The 16,386-nt window shown below is 46.3% G+C and carries 14 protein-coding genes; 1 reads left to right on the top strand and 13 read right to left on the bottom strand.

What is annotated here, in order from left to right:
- Positions 1 to 1,189, bottom strand: a 1,189-nt coding sequence (locus AWV70_RS14740) for an aminotransferase class I/II-fold pyridoxal phosphate-dependent enzyme (protein ID WP_414714841.1), incomplete at its 3' end; no start/stop codon positions are given.
- 360 nt (positions 1,190 to 1,549) lie between these two features.
- Between AWV70_RS14740 and AWV70_RS14735 the strand changes: the two genes are divergently transcribed.
- Positions 1,550 to 2,146 carry a trimeric intracellular cation channel family protein gene (locus AWV70_RS14735; protein WP_060208722.1) on the top strand — a complete coding sequence of 199 codons (597 nt, stop codon included), beginning with the start codon at positions 1,550 to 1,552 and terminating at the stop codon, positions 2,144 to 2,146.
- A 61-nt stretch (positions 2,147 to 2,207) separates the two neighbouring features.
- On the opposite strand, the gene hfq is transcribed toward AWV70_RS14735, so the two are convergent.
- The 12 genes from hfq to AWV70_RS24670 form a co-directional block, all read right to left on the bottom strand.
- Complete coding sequence (hfq, locus tag AWV70_RS14730; protein WP_060208719.1) at positions 2,208 to 2,432, bottom strand: RNA chaperone Hfq; 225 nt, start codon at positions 2,430 to 2,432, stop codon at positions 2,208 to 2,210.
- A gap of 41 nt (positions 2,433 to 2,473) precedes the next feature.
- Positions 2,474 to 3,424 (bottom strand): tRNA (adenosine(37)-N6)-dimethylallyltransferase MiaA, encoded by a 951-nt coding sequence (gene miaA / locus AWV70_RS14725; RefSeq protein WP_060208717.1) that lies wholly within the window; start codon positions 3,422 to 3,424, stop codon positions 2,474 to 2,476.
- Complete coding sequence (locus AWV70_RS14720; RefSeq protein WP_060208715.1) at positions 3,421 to 4,335, bottom strand: alpha/beta hydrolase; 915 nt, start codon at positions 4,333 to 4,335, stop codon at positions 3,421 to 3,423. Before AWV70_RS14720 ends, miaA begins: the two co-directional genes overlap by 4 nt.
- Positions 4,332 to 5,978, bottom strand: coding sequence for a glycerol-3-phosphate dehydrogenase/oxidase (locus AWV70_RS14715; protein WP_060208712.1), 1,647 nt, complete (start codon positions 5,976 to 5,978; stop codon positions 4,332 to 4,334). Before AWV70_RS14715 ends, AWV70_RS14720 begins: the two co-directional genes overlap by 4 nt.
- A 17-nt stretch (positions 5,979 to 5,995) precedes the next feature.
- A complete protein-coding gene (gene glpK / locus AWV70_RS14710) occupies positions 5,996 to 7,489 on the bottom strand; it encodes a glycerol kinase GlpK (protein ID WP_060208711.1) in 1,494 nt (497 codons plus the stop codon).
- 66 nt (positions 7,490 to 7,555) lie between these two features.
- Positions 7,556 to 9,445: a DNA mismatch repair endonuclease MutL gene (gene mutL, locus AWV70_RS14705; RefSeq protein ID WP_060208708.1), complete on the bottom strand. Its 1,890-nt coding sequence runs from the start codon at positions 9,443 to 9,445 to the stop codon at positions 7,556 to 7,558.
- Between the two features lie 64 nt (positions 9,446 to 9,509).
- Positions 9,510 to 12,080, bottom strand: a complete 2,571-nt coding sequence (gene mutS / locus AWV70_RS14700; RefSeq protein ID WP_060208706.1) for a DNA mismatch repair protein MutS — start codon at positions 12,078 to 12,080, stop codon at positions 9,510 to 9,512.
- 118 nt (positions 12,081 to 12,198) lie between these two features.
- Positions 12,199 to 12,750 (bottom strand): outer spore coat protein CotE, encoded by a 552-nt coding sequence (gene cotE, locus AWV70_RS14695; protein WP_235588684.1) that lies wholly within the window; start codon positions 12,748 to 12,750, stop codon positions 12,199 to 12,201.
- Positions 12,751 to 12,865: 115 nt separating this feature from the next.
- Positions 12,866 to 13,300 (bottom strand): RicAFT regulatory complex protein RicA family protein, encoded by a 435-nt coding sequence (locus tag AWV70_RS14690; protein WP_060208702.1) that lies wholly within the window; start codon positions 13,298 to 13,300, stop codon positions 12,866 to 12,868.
- The gene (miaB, locus tag AWV70_RS14685; RefSeq protein ID WP_060208699.1) at positions 13,300 to 14,850 is read right to left on the bottom strand and encodes a tRNA (N6-isopentenyl adenosine(37)-C2)-methylthiotransferase MiaB; all 1,551 of its coding nucleotides are present in this window, start codon (positions 14,848 to 14,850) and stop codon (positions 13,300 to 13,302) included. Before miaB ends, AWV70_RS14690 begins: the two co-directional genes overlap by 1 nt.
- 819 nt (positions 14,851 to 15,669) lie before the next feature.
- A complete protein-coding gene (locus AWV70_RS14675) occupies positions 15,670 to 15,939 on the bottom strand; it encodes a stage V sporulation protein S (protein WP_153010004.1) in 270 nt (89 codons plus the stop codon).
- Between the two features lie 87 nt (positions 15,940 to 16,026).
- Positions 16,027 to 16,386 (bottom strand): YmdB family metallophosphoesterase (locus AWV70_RS24670; protein ID WP_235588683.1); only part of this gene is annotated, 360 nt, incomplete at its 5' end.

Raw genomic sequence — 16,386 nt, 5'->3', positions numbered from 1 at the left:
AAATACCCGCCGCTTTTACGTGTTCATAGGTTAGTCCGCCTTGCACATATGCCGTATATGGCGGGCGTATCGGGCCGTCAGCTGTAAGTTCGATGCTCGAGCCTTGTATGAATGTCCCAGCCGCCATGATTACATCATCCGAATAGCCAGGCATATAAGATGGTTCAGGTGCATAATGCGCATTTATCGGCGAGTTCTCTTGGATTGTCCGACAGAATGCGATCATCTGCTCAGCATTGCCGAAATTGACGGACTGTATCAAATCAGTCCGTGCAGCCGAATAATGTGGTGTTGTGTCGAACCCGAAGCCATCAAGGAAACCTGCTGTGAAAAAGGCGCCTTTCACAGCTTGACTGACGACATGAGGCGCAATGAAGAAGCCTTGGTACATTTCCAGCAGCGTATCTAGTGATGCACCTGCTTCCGCTCCAATTCCTGGTGATGTCATACGATAGGCACATTTTTTTACAAGGTCTGCACGTCCAGCGATATATCCACCGGTTCTAGCAAGCCCTCCACCTGGATTTTTGATGAGCGATCCTGCCATCAGATCAGCACCTACTTCAATAGGCTCTTTCGTTTCCACAAATTCCCCATAGCAATTATCAACAAATACGATAATTTCAGGATTGACCGATTTGACATAGCGGACCATTTCCCCGATTTCTTCGACATGGAACGAAGGACGGTCCGAGTACCCTTTTGAACGTTGAATACCAATCATTTTCGTCTTGCTATGGATATTTTTCTTCACTTCTTCGAAATCGACAGAGCCGTCCTCTTTCAGATCGATATGTTTGTATGTGATTCCATAATCAATGAGCGATCCCGTATCTTCACCGTTACCCGATACGATCGATTCTAGCGTGTCGTACGGTTTGCCTGTTATGTATAGGAGTTCATCCCCTGGCCGCAGCACGCCAAACAAACTCAGTGAGATGGCATGTGTGCCGGAGATGATCTGGTTTCGAACGAGACAGGCTTCCGCTCCGAACGTATCCGCATATACTTGTTCAAGCACATCTCGGCCGCTGTCATCATATCCGTAGCCTGTCGAGCCAGTCAGATGAAAGTCACTTACCATATTTTTTCGGAAGGCAGCCAGTACTTTCCGCTGGTTGAAAAAAGCCGTCTTTTCAATGTCTTTAAAATAAGGGGCCAGTTTTTGTTCAGTCGCTTCCGCCTTCATTTCGATTTCAGAAGCAAATTCATGTATCATCATTTCAATTTCCTCATTCCTACATGTAGTCACTATCATATCTTATCAGTCTCATGGAATAGGTCAATGGAAAACGATCGGTATTGGCGGTGTCCATATTTTGATATACAATATGAATTGTTTGACTTAATTCAGCGGAAGTCCCCACTTCTGTTAGTTGAGGGATGAATATAGAAATACCAACGGTTCAGTGGGAGTTCAAAACTTGGCTGAATTAAGTTAAGCCTCCGGCGGATGTCACAGATTTTTAGGGGAGTTTATCGAGCAAGCTCGATAAAAAATCTGGACGCAATTACGCCGAGGCGTAATTGATTTTGAGGAGGAGCATAATTGGCTTGGGAAGTTTTCAGTTTTATCGGTACTGCGGCTTTTGCCATTTCCGGTGCGTTAGTTGCACAAGAAGAGAAATATGATATTTTCGGCGTCTATATTTTGGGGATGGTTACAGCATTCGGTGGCGGGGCAGTGCGGAATGTACTTCTTGGGCTGCCGGCATCCGTATTATGGAGTCAGAATTTCCTTTTCATTGTTGCGTCCATTTTAATAACTTTCATTTTCTTTTTTTCAAAAACGATCATTAATCATTGGAATCGATGGGGTACGTATTTTGACGCCATCGGATTAGCGGCTTTTGCCATTCAGGGGGCAATGCTAGCGGTCAATATGAATATGTCGCTGTTCGCAGTAATGGTTGCTGCCGTGTTGACAGGTGCAGGCGGAGGAGTGATTCGAGATCTACTAGCTGGCAGGCGCCCTCTCGTCTTTAAAAGAGATATTTATGCAGTTTGGGCGGCTGGTGCTGGATTTTTTGTTGGTATCGGACTTCACGGGAATGATTGGGCATTATATGCATTGCTCGTAGTTGTGGCGACTTTACGCATCCTTTCGTACCGCTATCACTGGGAGTTGCCTCGGAGTGATTCCTAAATAAACCCATTGGAAAAAGGAACAGGCATGATGACCTGTTCCTCCATTGGGACATATGTTTCTATGCTTCGTCCTTTAACACTACCAGTTTTGCAGGCACATACGTCGAAATAGCATGCTTGTAAATCAATTGCTGCTTACCGTCCGATTCCAATAGAACGGTGTAATTATCATATGATTTGATAAGACCTTTCAACTGAAAACCATTCAATAAGAATACAGTGACAAACGTGTTATTTTTGCGTAATGAGTTCAAAAAGGTTTCTTGCATATTGCCTTGTGACATACACCCCAGCCTCCAATTGCTTCTATATTTCTCTTGCCTTTTTACTTATTCGATTCAACCTCATCAAAATCCTTCAAAATCGTTAAAATTCCATCCACAATTTTTTCTTTGTCCGAATTTGCATCGAACCAGGAAATGTCCACTTTGTTTCGAAAATACGTCATTTGACGTTTCGCATAGTGGCGAGTATGTTTCTTGATCAGCTCTACGGCTTCTTCCAGTGAAATCAAGCCTTCAAAATGTTGATATAACTCCTTATATCCGATTGCTTGAATGGACTGGACACCGCGGATGCCATTTTTCCACAAGCCTTTCGCCTCTTCCAGCAAGCCATCCTCCATCATTTGATCCACCCGTAGATTGATCCTCTCATAGAGAACCTCCCGGTCCAATGTAAGGCCAACAATCAGATGTTCAAAAACGAGTGCTTCACCAGCCCCTTGCTCATGCTCGTTTTTCGTTTTCCCCGTCACTTCAATGATTTCAAGTGCCCGGATCAACCGCCGATGGTTATTCGGATGGATTTTTTTCGCACTGGAAGGGTCCAAATGCTGAAGACGGTTATACAATCGCTCTGCGCCGCCTTCCGTTTCCATTTCTTTTTCCAGTTCAGCTCTGACCTCTTCATCCCCGGCCTCTTCAGTAAATCTGAAATCGAATAGGACTGACTGGATGTACAAACCGGTCCCGCCGACGATGATCGGCTGCTTACCTCGGCTTCGGATATCTTCAATACATTTCCTCACCACCGATTGGTATTCAGCAACGGAGAATGGATCTGTCGGTTCCTTGATGTCGAAAAGATGATGAGGAATCCCTTCCTTTTCATCCTCTGTGATTTTTGCAGTTCCGATATTTAAACCTTTATATACTTGCAACGCGTCGCCATTGATAATTTCTCCATCGAGCCTTTTTGCTAGTTCAATGCTCAGCGATGTTTTGCCCGATGCGGTCGGTCCGACAATTGCGATGACTTTATCTGATTGTTTCATCCTTCTTTTATCCAATCCTTTATAAAATGAAATACTTGTTGCCGATTCACTTCGTTCAGCATTTCATGACGGCCGCCTTCATATAGCATGACAGTAATATTGTCGATACCGAATTCGGTAAATTGCCGTGCCGCCTGCCAAATGCCTTTTCCTTTATTGCCGACAGGATCGTCCGTGCCGGAAAGAAGTAGAATCGGCAATCCGTTTGGTATTTGCCGGATACAGTCCGGGTCATTTATTTTTGCCAGCCCGTCGAACAAATCGATGAAAAAGCGGGTTGTTGGCACGAAACCGCATAACGGGTCATTGATATATTTCTCAACCGTTTCTTTGTCTGACGTTAGCCAATCGAAGGGCGTTTTCGGTGAATCGACTACTTTATTGAACCCGCCGAACACTAATTTATTTATGAAATAATCCGGCTCGTCAAATTTTGTTGCCTTGCCTTTCAACAACGCCAGTGCTTGTCCTCCGATTCGGCTCACTCCTGGATCACCTGCAGTGCCTGAACAAATAAGTTTGTCAAGTTCTCTTCCAAATCTTTGCGCATACCTTCTTGCGACGAATGACCCCATGCTATGTCCGAAAAGGATCACTTTTGGGGCTTGGAATTTGTCCCGGTAAAAGCCGATGATTTCATGCGCGTCTTCAACAATTCGATCGAAACCGGACGCATCGCCGAAATGGCCTAATTTCCCATTTATAGATGCTGTCTGACCATGTCCGCGATGGTCGTGCCCGGATACGGCGAAACCTTCTCCTAAGAGGTACGTTATGAACTCTTCATAACGTACTATATGCTCCGCCATGCCATGCAGAAGATGAATATGTGCAATCGGTCGTTCCTCGGGTTGTACGTAAACCGTATGAATCGAAAAACCATCTGACATCGTGAGCGTCAGCTCATTCAAACGCGCTCACCGACCTTTCCCTCGGCTTCTTTTATATGTTGCTCCAGTTGGGATAGGTAACGCGCTTTTGTTGCTTCTGTATAAGATAGGATGGCTCCCATATAGTCTGTCACCGCTTCTTTATACAGTTTGACATACGCGATGTTGAAAAAGATATCACCCTTTCTCCGTATGAAAAAGTCAGACGGCGTCATTGCCATTTCATAATGGATTGCATAGAGGATTTCAGCTTTCCATGCGGGAGGCAATACTGTGTTTTCTGTTGAAACGGCACTGATATAGTTCAGAACGTGATCGACATTCGTTCCATACAAGGAGGCGAGCATCTTTCCTTCTTCCTTGGCGAGTCCGTATAATTCGGCTTCATTGGATTTACTTTCAAGGAAAATGGCGAACTGTTCCTCACTTTCAAAATCGCCTCCAGACAGTAGGAGGTGTTCTGTTATACATGGACCGAACGACGTAGTTGGAAATCGCTTCTCGACATGATCGACGACAGTTTCTGCCATTTTACGGTAGCCGGTCAATTTACCGCCTGCAATTGTGATCAATCCCGTACCCGCTTCCCAAATTTCATCTTTGCGCGAAATTTCGGATGCGTCCTTCCCTTCCTCGTAAATAAGCGGCCTCACACCTGCCCAAGTCGATTCGATATCGTTACGTCCTGCGTTGACGGAAGGGAACATATAATGAAGTGAATCAAGAAGATAGGAAATGTCCTCTTCAGTCGCAACAGGGTTAGTCCGATCCCCATCAAAAAAAGTGTCAGTTGTGCCGATATAGGCTTTATTGCCTCTCGGTATGGCAAATATCATCCTTCCGTCCGGCGCATCAAAATAAATCGCTTGACGTAATGGAAAAATCGCCTGATCTATGACAATATGTGTCCCTTTCGTCAGCCGGAGACGTTTATCGTTTGATACTTCATCCTTCTCCCGCACTTCATCCACCCAAGGACCTGTGGCATTGACAACAACAGAGGCGCTGATATCCAACGACTCGCCGGTAAGCGTGTCCCTGGCTGCTAGCCCCGATACTTTTCCGTCATGATAGTGAAATTGCTCTGCTTTCATGTAATTCAAGCAAAGTGCACCTTTTTGAGCAGCTTTTTTCAAAACTTCAATCGTCAGCCGCGCATCATCCGTCCGATATTCGACGTAATACCCGCCGCCAAGCAGTCCTTCTTCCCTGATTAACGGCTCCATAGCAAGCGTTTCTTCGGCCGACAGCATTTCCCGTCGCTCCTCTTTTTTCACACCCGCCAGCTTATCATAGACGAATAATCCTGCGGACGTTGTCAGCTTTCCGAATGAACCGCCTTTATGGAAAGGGAGAAGCATACGCTCGGGCTCAGTCACATGAAGGGCATTGCGATATACGATATCCCTTTCCTTGCCGGTTTCAGAAACGATTTTCAACTCCATTTGTTTCAAATACCGCAAGCCGCCATGGATGAGTTTCGTCGATCGACTTGATGTACCCGCCGCAAAATCCTGCATGTCGATCAAGGCGACGGATAATCCCCTTGTCACCGCATCCAACGCTATGCCGGCGCCGGTGATCCCACCTCCGATGACAAGCAGATCAAACTGATAGTCGCGCATGAACTGTTTCACTTTCGGTCTTGTGATCGATGATAACATTCTTCGCTCTCCTCCAGTCAAGATTTGAATAGCCGAGCCGCCTGAACCGCCTTTTTCCAGCCGTTGTATAGAGCATCACGCTCTTCCACTTCCATCTTAGGTGAATAGGTCCTATCACCAGCCCATAATGCTTCGACGGATTCGCAAGATTCGAAAAATCCGGTTGCAAGCCCCGCAAGATAAGCCGCTCCAACTGCTGTCGTTTCCAAATATGCCGATTGCTCCACTTCGATCTGCAGCAAGTCACTTTGGAATTGCATAAGGAATGTATTCGCGACAGCGCCGCCGTCAACTCGTAAAATATCGATATCGATACTAGCGTCCTTTTCCATCGTCAACAGCACGTCTTTCGTTTGGTATGCCAGCGATTCAACCGTCGCCCGTATGAAATGCTCTTTTTCCGTACCCCTAGTCAACCCGAACACAGCCCCTCTCGTATCCGAATCCCAATACGGCGTCCCTAGCCCTACGAATGCCGGCACTACATAAACACCGTCCGTGGATGCTATGCGGTTCGCGTACGTTTCTGAATCTGATGCCTTGTTGATCATACGCATCCCGTCCCTGAGCCATTGGATAGCGGAGCCTGCAACGAACACACTGCCTTCGAGCGCATATGTAATCTTGCCATCCAGCCCCCAGGCAATCGTTGTCAGAAGTCCATTATCGGAAGTCACTGGCTGCTCCCCCGTATTCAACAGCATGAAGCAACCTGTTCCGTACGTATTTTTAGCCATGCCTTCATGAAAACATGCTTGCCCGAACAAAGCGCATTGCTGATCGCCTGCTGCTCCGGCAATCGGGATGGAAGCGCCGAAAAATACAGATGGATCGGTATGTGCATAAATTTCGGAGGACATCTTAACTTCTGGCAACATGGCCATCGGGATACCCAATAGTTCGCAAATGTCTTTATCCCACTTCAGTTCATGGATATTGAAAAGCATCGTCCGTGAAGCATTAGAGTAGTCGGTTACATGGACTGCCCCATTTGACAGCTTCCATATAAGAAACGAATCAATCGTCCCAAAGAGCAGCTCCCCTCTTTCTGCCCGCGCTCGTACTCCTTCCACTTCATCAAGGATCCATTTCACTTTCGATCCGGAAAAATAGGGATCAAGCTGCAAACCCGTCTTTTGACGGATGCTCTCTTCCTTCCCGGCTTTTCTCAATTCATCGATAATAGCCTGCGTCTGTCGTGATTGCCAAACGATTGCGTTGTAGACAGGTTGTCCAGTCGTTTTGTCCCATATGACTGTCGTCTCCCGTTGGTTTGTAATGCCGATTCCATCGATATCTTCCGGCTGATGTCCGCTTTCGGTTAAAACCGAAGCGATGACAGATAAGACGGAGCCCCATATCTCACTAGCATTATGCTCCACCCAACCCGGCTTAGGGAAAATCTGCCTGAATTCTCGCTGCGCGGTATGCACAATCTCGCCTTTCCGATTGAAAAGGATTGCCCTCGTACTTGTCGTGCCTTGGTCGATCGTTAATATGAACTCCCCCATTGTCTACCCTCTCCCTTGTTCAGCTATAGGATTCCTACAAAAAACAAATATACCGCCACTTATGCATTACATTACCCTCTTAAACATCTTTTCAATTTCATAAGTCGAAAAATGGATGAGGACCGGTCTTCCATGTGGGCATGTATATGGATTTTCCGCAAGCGACAAATCGTTTAGCAGCCTTTCCATATCTGCAATCGTTAAATAATGATTCGCTTTGATGGAACGTTTGCAGCTCATCATGATCGCTGTCTCTTCCCGCAGTTTGCCGATATCGGTTCTCCGATTCGTCAGCACTTGCTCTATTAAATCTTCGATAAGAGACGACGCTTCTCCTGCTGGAAACCATGCGGGATATTCCTTAACTGTGTAAGAGGAAGGACCGAATTCCTCAAGAAAGACGCCTACTTCATTCAGCGCTTCCCGATTCTCTTCAATTTTCACCATATCGTCGCCTGAATAATGGAAGATGAGCGGCATTAACAGCAACTGCCTTTCATCCATTTCCACTCGATTCAGCTTATCCCTGAAGAATTCATACTTGATCCGTTCTTGGGCAGCGTGCTGATCGATCATGTAAAATCCGTCTTCATTTTGAGCAACAATATACGTGCCATGGACTTGGCCCACAGGTACGAGCGACGGGAATCTTTTTTCCTTCTTTTCGATCGTTTCAGGAGCAGGTATTATCTGTGCTTCCGGCTCTTCTGTTTCTTCTCGGACTTCCATTACTTTTTCGGGCTGAACCGTTTGCAAAGTCGCTTCTTCCACGGGTTCGTATACGGTCTGAATCGGTTTCGCCTCCAAAGCATCGATCTTACTCTCCGGCTCTACTTGCTCAACTTCCACCTTCTTTTGTTCAACTTCCGATTCCTTTTGCACACTTGCCGACTGGAATTCATTCCAGATCGTCACTTGCTCGGACGGCATCCTTTTGACAGGTTCCCGCTTTATAGCATCCGGAACGATAATTGACCGTTTCACCGCTTCGCGGACAGATGATTTTATAAGGGCAAACAGCTCGCCCTCTTTGCTTAGCCGAATATGCTGTTTGGAAGGATGGACGTTGACATCCGTTAAAAATGGATCTGTTTCTACGTTGATGACCGAAATCGGGAAGCGTCCGATCGGCAAATAAGTGTGCAAGCCATCGAGTACTGCCTGGTTCGCAGCATAGCTTTTCACCCATCTTCCGTTGACGATGAGGGTCATATAGTTTTTCGATGCCCTTGTCATTTCGGGCAATGTGACGTATCCATCCACTTTGAAATCGGCATTTTCTCCAGCAAATGGCACCATCTTCCGCGCGACCGCCATGCCGTAAATATCTGTAAGGACCTTCCGCCGATCCCCGCTGCCAGACGTATGCAGGACAATCTGGCTATGATGGGACAGCTTAAAAGAGATATGGGGATGGCTAAGCGCTAGGCGGTTGACAAGATCTATCGTGTGGCCAAGCTCGGTCTGGATCGTTTTCATATACTTCAGCCTGGCTGGTGTGTTATAGAAGAGTTGCGATACTGTCATATCGGTCCCTTTTCTGAATGCTGCATTTGACTGCTTGAGAAGGTTACCGCCGTCTAGCTGCACTTCCGTCCCTTCTGTTTCACCATCAGACGTAAAGAGGCTGACCTTGGATACGGAAGCGATACTGGCGAGCGCCTCCCCTCTGAATCCTAAAGTCCTAATCCGAAACAGATCGTGCTCATTTGATATTTTGCTCGTTGCATGGCGCTCAAATGCAAGGACGGCATCGTGACGTGACATCCCTTTTCCATTATCGGTCACCCGAATGGACGTGAGACCTGCTTCTTCAAGCGCAATTTCAATCGATGTGCTGTCCGCGTCAATCGAGTTCTCGACCAATTCCTTCACAATCGAGGCCGGTCGCTCGACGACTTCCCCTGCGGCAATTTTATTGGATAATGAATCATCCATGACTGAAATGATATCCATTGGATCCCTCCTTATATCTGTTCGTCGTAGAAATGAATTTCAATAGGCAATGGGACGTAAACGTTCAGTCCGCTTTAGTAGATGTGCTTAATTGTTTTTGCCAATCAAGGATCAAGTTCATTGCCTGCATCGGCGTCATATTCAATAAGTCCGCCTGTTTCATCTGCTCTAAAACATCTTTGTCCGCTTCCGATATTGCATCGGTTTCTTCCTTCAAGTCGAAGAACGTCAATTGCTCGGATGCCGAAGAAGCGGCAGCTGTCTGTTCTCCGCTCTCAAAAACGTCTAGCAGCTCTTTCGCGCGGACAACGATTCCTTCCGGAAGGCCGGCCAATTGTGCAACATGGATCCCGTAGCTTTTATCCGCCGGACCTGCCATCACTTTGTGGAGGAAGACAACTCTCCCCTCCTGCTCCATCGCGGCAACATGGACATTTACGAGCTTTTCCAAATCCATGTCGAGCTTAGTCAGCTCGTGATAATGTGTTGAAAACAATGTGTTTGCACCGATTTCATCATGGATGAATTCCATCATCGCCTGCGCAAGGGACATTCCGTCATACGTCGACGTCCCTCTGCCGATTTCATCGAAGAGAAGCAAGCTATTCTCGGTTGCATTAGAAATAGCATACTTGGATTCCATCATTTCCATCATGAATGTACTTTGGCCGGATGCAAGATCATCCGCCGCACCAATCCTTGTGAAAATCTGATCAGTCACAGGTAAAGTAGCGGACTCGCAAGGCACATAACAGCCGATTTGGGCCATGATGACCGTCAAGGCGACTTGTCGCATGAATGTACTTTTACCGGACATGTTCGGACCGGTGATGAGCAGCATGTTTGCCTCTTCGGTCAATGTGCAGCTGTTCGGCACGTATAATGAATGATCCATCATCTTTTCGACCACAGGATGTCGTCCGTTTTTAATTTCCAATGCCCGGCCATTATGGAATTGCGGCTTGACGAAACGTTGCTTCTCCGACACCTCCGCGAATGACAGCAGGACATCCAGCTCAGAAAGGACTCCCGCCAATTGTTGGACTCTCCGAATATGGTTTTTCATTTCATCACGCACCGTGCAGAAAAGGGAATATTCAAGTTCCTGACCTTCCGCTTCGGCGTTCAGGATCAGGTCTTCCTTTTCCTTCAACTCGGATGTGATATAGCGCTCTGCATTGGCTAGCGTCTGCTTACGTTCATAGCGGCTCAAATCCGCCAGATGGATATTGGATTTTGTAATTTCAATGAAATACCCGAAAATGCGGTTGTAACCGATCTTCAAGTTTTTAATGCCTGTACGTTCCCGTTCCTCGCGTTCAAGTCCCGCAAGCCATTCCTTTCCGTTTCTGGATGCATCCCTGTATTGGTCCAACTTTTCGTGATAGCCGTCTTTGATGATGCCGCCTTCTTTCACAGAAAGAGGTGGATTCTCCGCAATCGACGCCTCCAAAAGAGAGAGTGCTTCTGAACACGGATCAATCTGTTCAGAAAATCGTTGCAGCCGTTCGTGGCCGGACTGCTGTAAAGCATTTTTCAAATGGGGCACCTTTCGAAGGGAATTTCGCAACTGCGCTAGATCCCTCCCGCTTGCACTTCCCATAGAAATCCTTCCTGACAAACGTTCAAGGTCATATACTTCCTTTAAGGAGGTTTTCAAATCATCACGAAGGAAATAGTCTTCGATCAAGTCGGATACGATTGAAAGCCTGTCCTCGATCGCAGTCCTGTCGGCTAGTGGCTGATGGATCCATATTCTCAATTTACGAGCGCCCATCGCCGTTGACGTCTCATCCAAAAGCCAGAATAGCGTTCCGTCTTTGCTTCCATTCCGGATCGATTGAACGAGCTCAAGATTGCGCATCGAATTGGCATCGATAGAAAGCTTGCCTGATTTCTGTATGTATTCAAAAGGACGCAGATGCTCCAAAGAAGACTTTTGCGTACGTTTCAAATAAGAAACCAGAACATCGCACGCCTCACTCAATTCATGGGGAATTTGCGTTTGGATGCTTTTGGAATTGTCGTCCGTTTCTCCATTTTCCATCGAAAGGACGATATCCCTTTTGGCCATCCACTCGTTTAAGGTGATATGCAACCGTTCCCTAACAACAATTTCCTTCATACCAAGCGCTTCAATCTCGCCGATCAATGTCCGTTCATCACCTGTTACGATTTCGGCTTTCCCTTCACCTGTCGCCAGGTCGACATACGCTAGCGCATAACGTCTTTCATCCAACTGGTCTGCAGCCCCGATGAAATGATTTGCATTGGCATCCAGGGATTTTCCTTCAGTGATCGTTCCTGGTGTAACCACTTTTACAACTTCCCGCTTAACAATTCCTTTCGCTGCTCTCGGATCCTCTGTCTGTTCACAGATTGCGACTTTATGACCCTTCGAGACCAATGTCTCGATATAGCCTTCAGCTGAATGGAAAGGCACTCCGCACATCGGGATTTTGTCCGCGCTTCCTCCGTCTCTGCTCGTCAATGTAATTTCAAGGATGTTGGATGCTTCGATTGCATCGTTGAAAAACATTTCATAGAAGTCTCCCAAACGGAAAAAGAGGAACGCATCCTCGTATTCCCCTTTCACTTGTAAGTATTGTTGAATCATCGGTGTATATGTAGTCATTCCAGAACCTCGCTAATCTTTCATTTTCTTATAGTATATCAAAACATGCTGCTCCACAGTATCAATGCGGAAAATCCGGAGTAATCACAATAAAAAAAAGCCGGATGCTCCTTCCGGCTTAAAACGGACGTGAATCTTTCCCTCGGTCATCATGACGTTTCTCTTCATCTGTTTTGTGGTGTTCATGTTCGTGGCCATGATGGGAAGACGATTCATCTTTGAATGACCATTCCTCTTCGAATTGATGAGGATGAACAGTGATGCACACTTTTGTTTCACCAACTACTTCAGCCACCAATTCCCTTTCCACTTTAATGATGAATTTTTCTCCGCACTCAGAGATGAGAGCCTCTGTGCAATTCGGATGCTGGACAACGTTGACGATAATTTCTTCCTGGCCGGATACCGGTTCGTCCCGATAATGGAGTCGTATCCTATCCTTATACGGCACCGATTCCGAGTAGACAGAAGTTTTGGAGTGGTCATGGTGCGAATACCACACATTCACATCAAACTTCCCAGTCACTTCGATGTATCGTCCCACTTTTTTTGCATGATGCGTGTGGTTGATCACCCAACAGCCCAATATGCTTGACGGATTATTCGGCGGCTTCAGAGAGACACTCGATTCCGTCCGCAACTTCCCTTTTGCAATGACTGCCTTCGTCACAATTTGCCGTAGATTCTTCAGTTCGCTTCCTCCTTCGTTGACGTCTATTTATCCTATGCACCAGAAGCCCAGAAAGTGAAAAAACCGACGAGGAAATTATCCTCATCGGTCTACATTATGATAATGGCTTTTGTTTCGTGTTTCTTACATAAGATCCAGTTTCGCCGCGCCGTACATCTCCGCCAGTGGATTCAATGATTTCATCCGTCACACTGTTAGCGATTGTGTTCGAGACCAACTGAAGAAGTTGGTTTACGTCGATTTGCGATTGCTTGAATTCCTGCACGATCGGCACTTCGTCGATTTCTGCTTGAATCGTTTCGATCTTCCCTTCAATAATCGCAAGAGCCCTCTCTTTTTCATACATTTGGAAATTGACAGCTTGCGTTTGCAATGATTTCAAGCTCGCAATCTTTTCACGGATTTTTTGGTTTTCATTGATTTGTTCTTCCGCACGTTTGAAAAATTCAACTTGCTCCGTATTTGCTATCATATGTGCAATTTCCCGCGCTTTTTCGATTATCTCTGCTTTCGTGTAAAGCTTTTCCATTATGACATCACCTTTTCCTCTTTTACGACACCGATAAATTCGCCATCGAGCGACCATGTTTTGGCATCTGTTATTTTCACATTGACAATTTCGCCAATCACCGAGCGCGGTGCTTTGAAATTGACGAGTTTATTCTTCTCGGTATAACCGGCTAGTACATCAGAATTCCTTTTACTTTCTCCCTCTACAAGCACCTTGACGATTTTTCCTTTATAAGGCTTCATCGCTTCGGCCGACATATCGTTGACGAGCTTGTTGAGGCGTTGTAGACGTTCCTTTTTCACTTCCATCGGTATATTGTCCACCATTTTAGCAGCAGGAGTTCCTTCGCGCGGTGAATAAATATACGTATATGCCATTTCGAACCCGACTTCCTTGTACAAAGAGAGCGTTTCTTCAAACTGCTCGTCCGTTTCGTTCGGGAAGCCGACAATAATATCTGTTGTCAATGTGACATCCGGGATGGCAGTCTTAATTTTGGAGACAAGCTCCAAAAACTGTTCCCTCGAATACTTCCGTGCCATGATTTTCAAAATATCGCTTGACCCCGATTGGACAGGCAAATGAATATGGTCGAGCAAGTTTCCGCCTTTTGCGAGAACTTCAATAAGGTGATCGTCGAAATCCCTTGGATGGCTCGTCGTAAAGCGGATGCGCGGAATATCGATTTGGCGAAGATCATCCATCAAATCCCCTAAGCGGTAATCAATATCATCGAAATCTTTTCCGTACGCATTGACATTTTGCCCGAGGAGCATGATTTCCTTGTATCCATGTGCGGCAAGCTGCCTGACTTCCTGGATGATATCTTGCGGCCGTCTGCTGCGCTCTTTCCCGCGTGTATACGGTACGATGCAATACGTGCAGAACTTATCGCAGCCGTACATGATGTTGACCCATGCTTTTATATTGCCGTGACGGACTTTTGGAAGGTTTTCAATGATATCTCCTTCCTTTGACCATACTTCAACGACCATTTCTTTTGACATATATGCTTCATGCAGAATATTAGGCAATCTATGGATGTTATGCGTCCCGAAAATCATATCGACTTGATCGTATGTTTTAAGGATTTTATTGACGACTGATTCCTCCTGTGACATGCAGCCGCATACGCCAATCAGTAGATCCGGCCTTTCAAGCTTCAATGGCTTCAGATGTCCCAATTCGCCAAACACCTTATTTTCCGCATTTTCCCGGATTGCACATGTATTCAACAGAATGACATCCGCATCGTCCACCGTGTCCGTCGCTTCGTAACCTAGACCTGTGAAGATGCCCGCCATCACCTCGGTATCATGTTCGTTCATTTGACAACCGTATGTACGGATATAAAATTTACGTCCAGCACCCATACCGAGAAAACGCTCATCAATTTGGAAATCGTCATGGTAAGCAATTTCCTCTTTCCCGCGCTTTTTCGCATCCTTCAAGGATGGAGGTGTATAGACAGTCTCGAAATATTTACTATAGTCCTTTTCCGGTGCAGATGCAGTTTTCACTGTATCCGGTTTGACAAGCCCGGCTTGCAGGCGTTGTTCTTCATTCATGCAAAAACTTCCCCTTTCTTCAAACCTTGTGGGAATTGAACAGATTCGACTTCATTATACATGAACTTCTTACCACTTTGAAGTGGCGGGATTTTTTCATTTACGGAATTGCGGGCGATTTAGGCAACTGTGTGACAGTGATACATAAAGGTTTGTCCCGTTTCCGAAAAAAATTGGATCGTTTCTCTTCTGAATGCTTCTAAAACTGTTGATTTCCGCTTCAGGCGGACGCTTTCTTACGTGTAGTCAAGTGTTCTCCTAAATTATTTGCTTTTTAAAAAGTATTAAAGGACTAAATACTATCAACGGACTGTTGCTTTCCGTTCCGGCGCACGCTTTCCGCGGGCATGGCTTGAGCCAATCGAACAGCGCAGGGTTCGATTTGCCGTATTTCTGCGCTCTTTGCAGAAATTAAGGCAGCCTACTACGCTGTGCTCGTAACGCTTCGCTTTTACTCGCAAAAGCCGTTCTTCGCTACGGCTTTCGCAGGAGTCGCCGCCTCGCGCTTCAATCAACGGAACCTCCAGACAATCACACATCCTATAACGTAAGCAATTATGTTAAGCAAAGATATTTCACAGTAATAGTAATACATTTATTGAGCTAATAATAAAACAAGTGAATGGAGCTATTTGCCCCTTCACTTGCTTAAATAGGTGAATCTAGAAAATCGCCAGAAAAGGCGAGACTCCTGCGGGAAAAGCGTTAGCCGAAGACCCCGCAGGCGCAAGCGCCGAGGAGGCTAAGGCAACGCCCGCGGAAAGCGAGCCGTTCTGGCGATTTTCGGTCATTAAAGTATCCGAATTTTACATTTCTTTCTTAACTTCTCTTTCTTTTTTCCACTAACAGCTTCAATGCTGTTCTTCCCTCACCATTAATTTCAATATCGGTAAATGCCGGGGCGCAAACGAGGTCGCTTCCGCTTGGGGCGACAAAGCCGCGTGCTATCGCGACCGCTTTGATGGCCTGGTTTAATGCGCCGGCGCCGACCGCCTGCATTTCCGCATACCCTTGATCCCTGATTACCGCTACGAGTGCTCCTGCGACGGAATTCGGATTAGAGCGGGATGATACCTTCAATGGACTCACCATGTTTCCTCCTTGTTTTCACGATGTCTATGGAATGTATTTATCCATACGTCATCTTATGAAAAGAAGGAGATGATTAGACTCACTTCATGCTTCGAATCGGTGATCCTCATTGATCATAATACGCTCGATTGCGACCGCTTTCCCTGTTTGGTCATTCAACTCTACGAACAGCCCACTTAATTGGCCGCGCCCTTTTTTGGGCACTTCAAACCGGACAGGCAAGTTCGTTCTGAATCGATAGATGACATCTTCTTTTTTCATCCCCAATATTTCATCATACGGCCCCGTCATTCCTGCATCCGTCAAATAGGCTGTACCACCTGGCAAAATACGATCATCAGCAGTCTGGACATGTGTATGCGTCCCGACGACAACGGATGCCTTTCCGTCAAGATGCCATCCCATCGCAATCTTTTCGCTCGTTGCCTCCGCATGGAAATCGAC

Origin of the sequence: Sporosarcina koreensis, from assembly GCF_001531445.1 — a bacterium.
GTDB classification, from domain to species: domain Bacteria; phylum Bacillota; class Bacilli; order Bacillales_A; family Planococcaceae; genus Sporosarcina; species Sporosarcina koreensis_C.
The sequence above is the reverse complement of the archived record's forward strand: the minus strand, read 5'-3'. Positions and strand labels throughout refer to the sequence as shown.

What these genes read in the sequence shown, in the direction of transcription:
- hfq (WP_060208719.1), bottom strand. Translation starts at nt 2,432, where the DNA reads ATGTCACAAGGCAATATGCAAGAAACCTTTTTGAACTCATTACGCAAA.
- miaA (WP_060208717.1), bottom strand. Translation starts at nt 3,424, where the DNA reads ATGAAACAATCAGATAAAGTCATCGCAATTGTCGGACCGACCGCATCG.
- AWV70_RS14715 (WP_060208712.1), bottom strand. Translation starts at nt 5,978, where the DNA reads ATGTTATCATCGATCACAAGACCGAAAGTGAAACAGTTCATGCGCGAC.
- glpK (WP_060208711.1), bottom strand. Translation starts at nt 7,489, where the DNA reads ATGGGGGAGTTCATATTAACGATCGACCAAGGCACGACAAGTACGAGG.
- mutL (WP_060208708.1), bottom strand. Translation starts at nt 9,445, where the DNA reads ATGGATATCATTTCAGTCATGGATGATTCATTATCCAATAAAATTGCC.
- mutS (WP_060208706.1), bottom strand. Translation starts at nt 12,080, where the DNA reads ATGACTACATATACACCGATGATTCAACAATACTTACAAGTGAAAGGG.
- AWV70_RS14690 (WP_060208702.1), bottom strand. Translation starts at nt 13,300, where the DNA reads ATGGAAAAGCTTTACACGAAAGCAGAGATAATCGAAAAAGCGCGGGAA.
- miaB (WP_060208699.1), bottom strand. Translation starts at nt 14,850, where the DNA reads ATGAATGAAGAACAACGCCTGCAAGCCGGGCTTGTCAAACCGGATACA.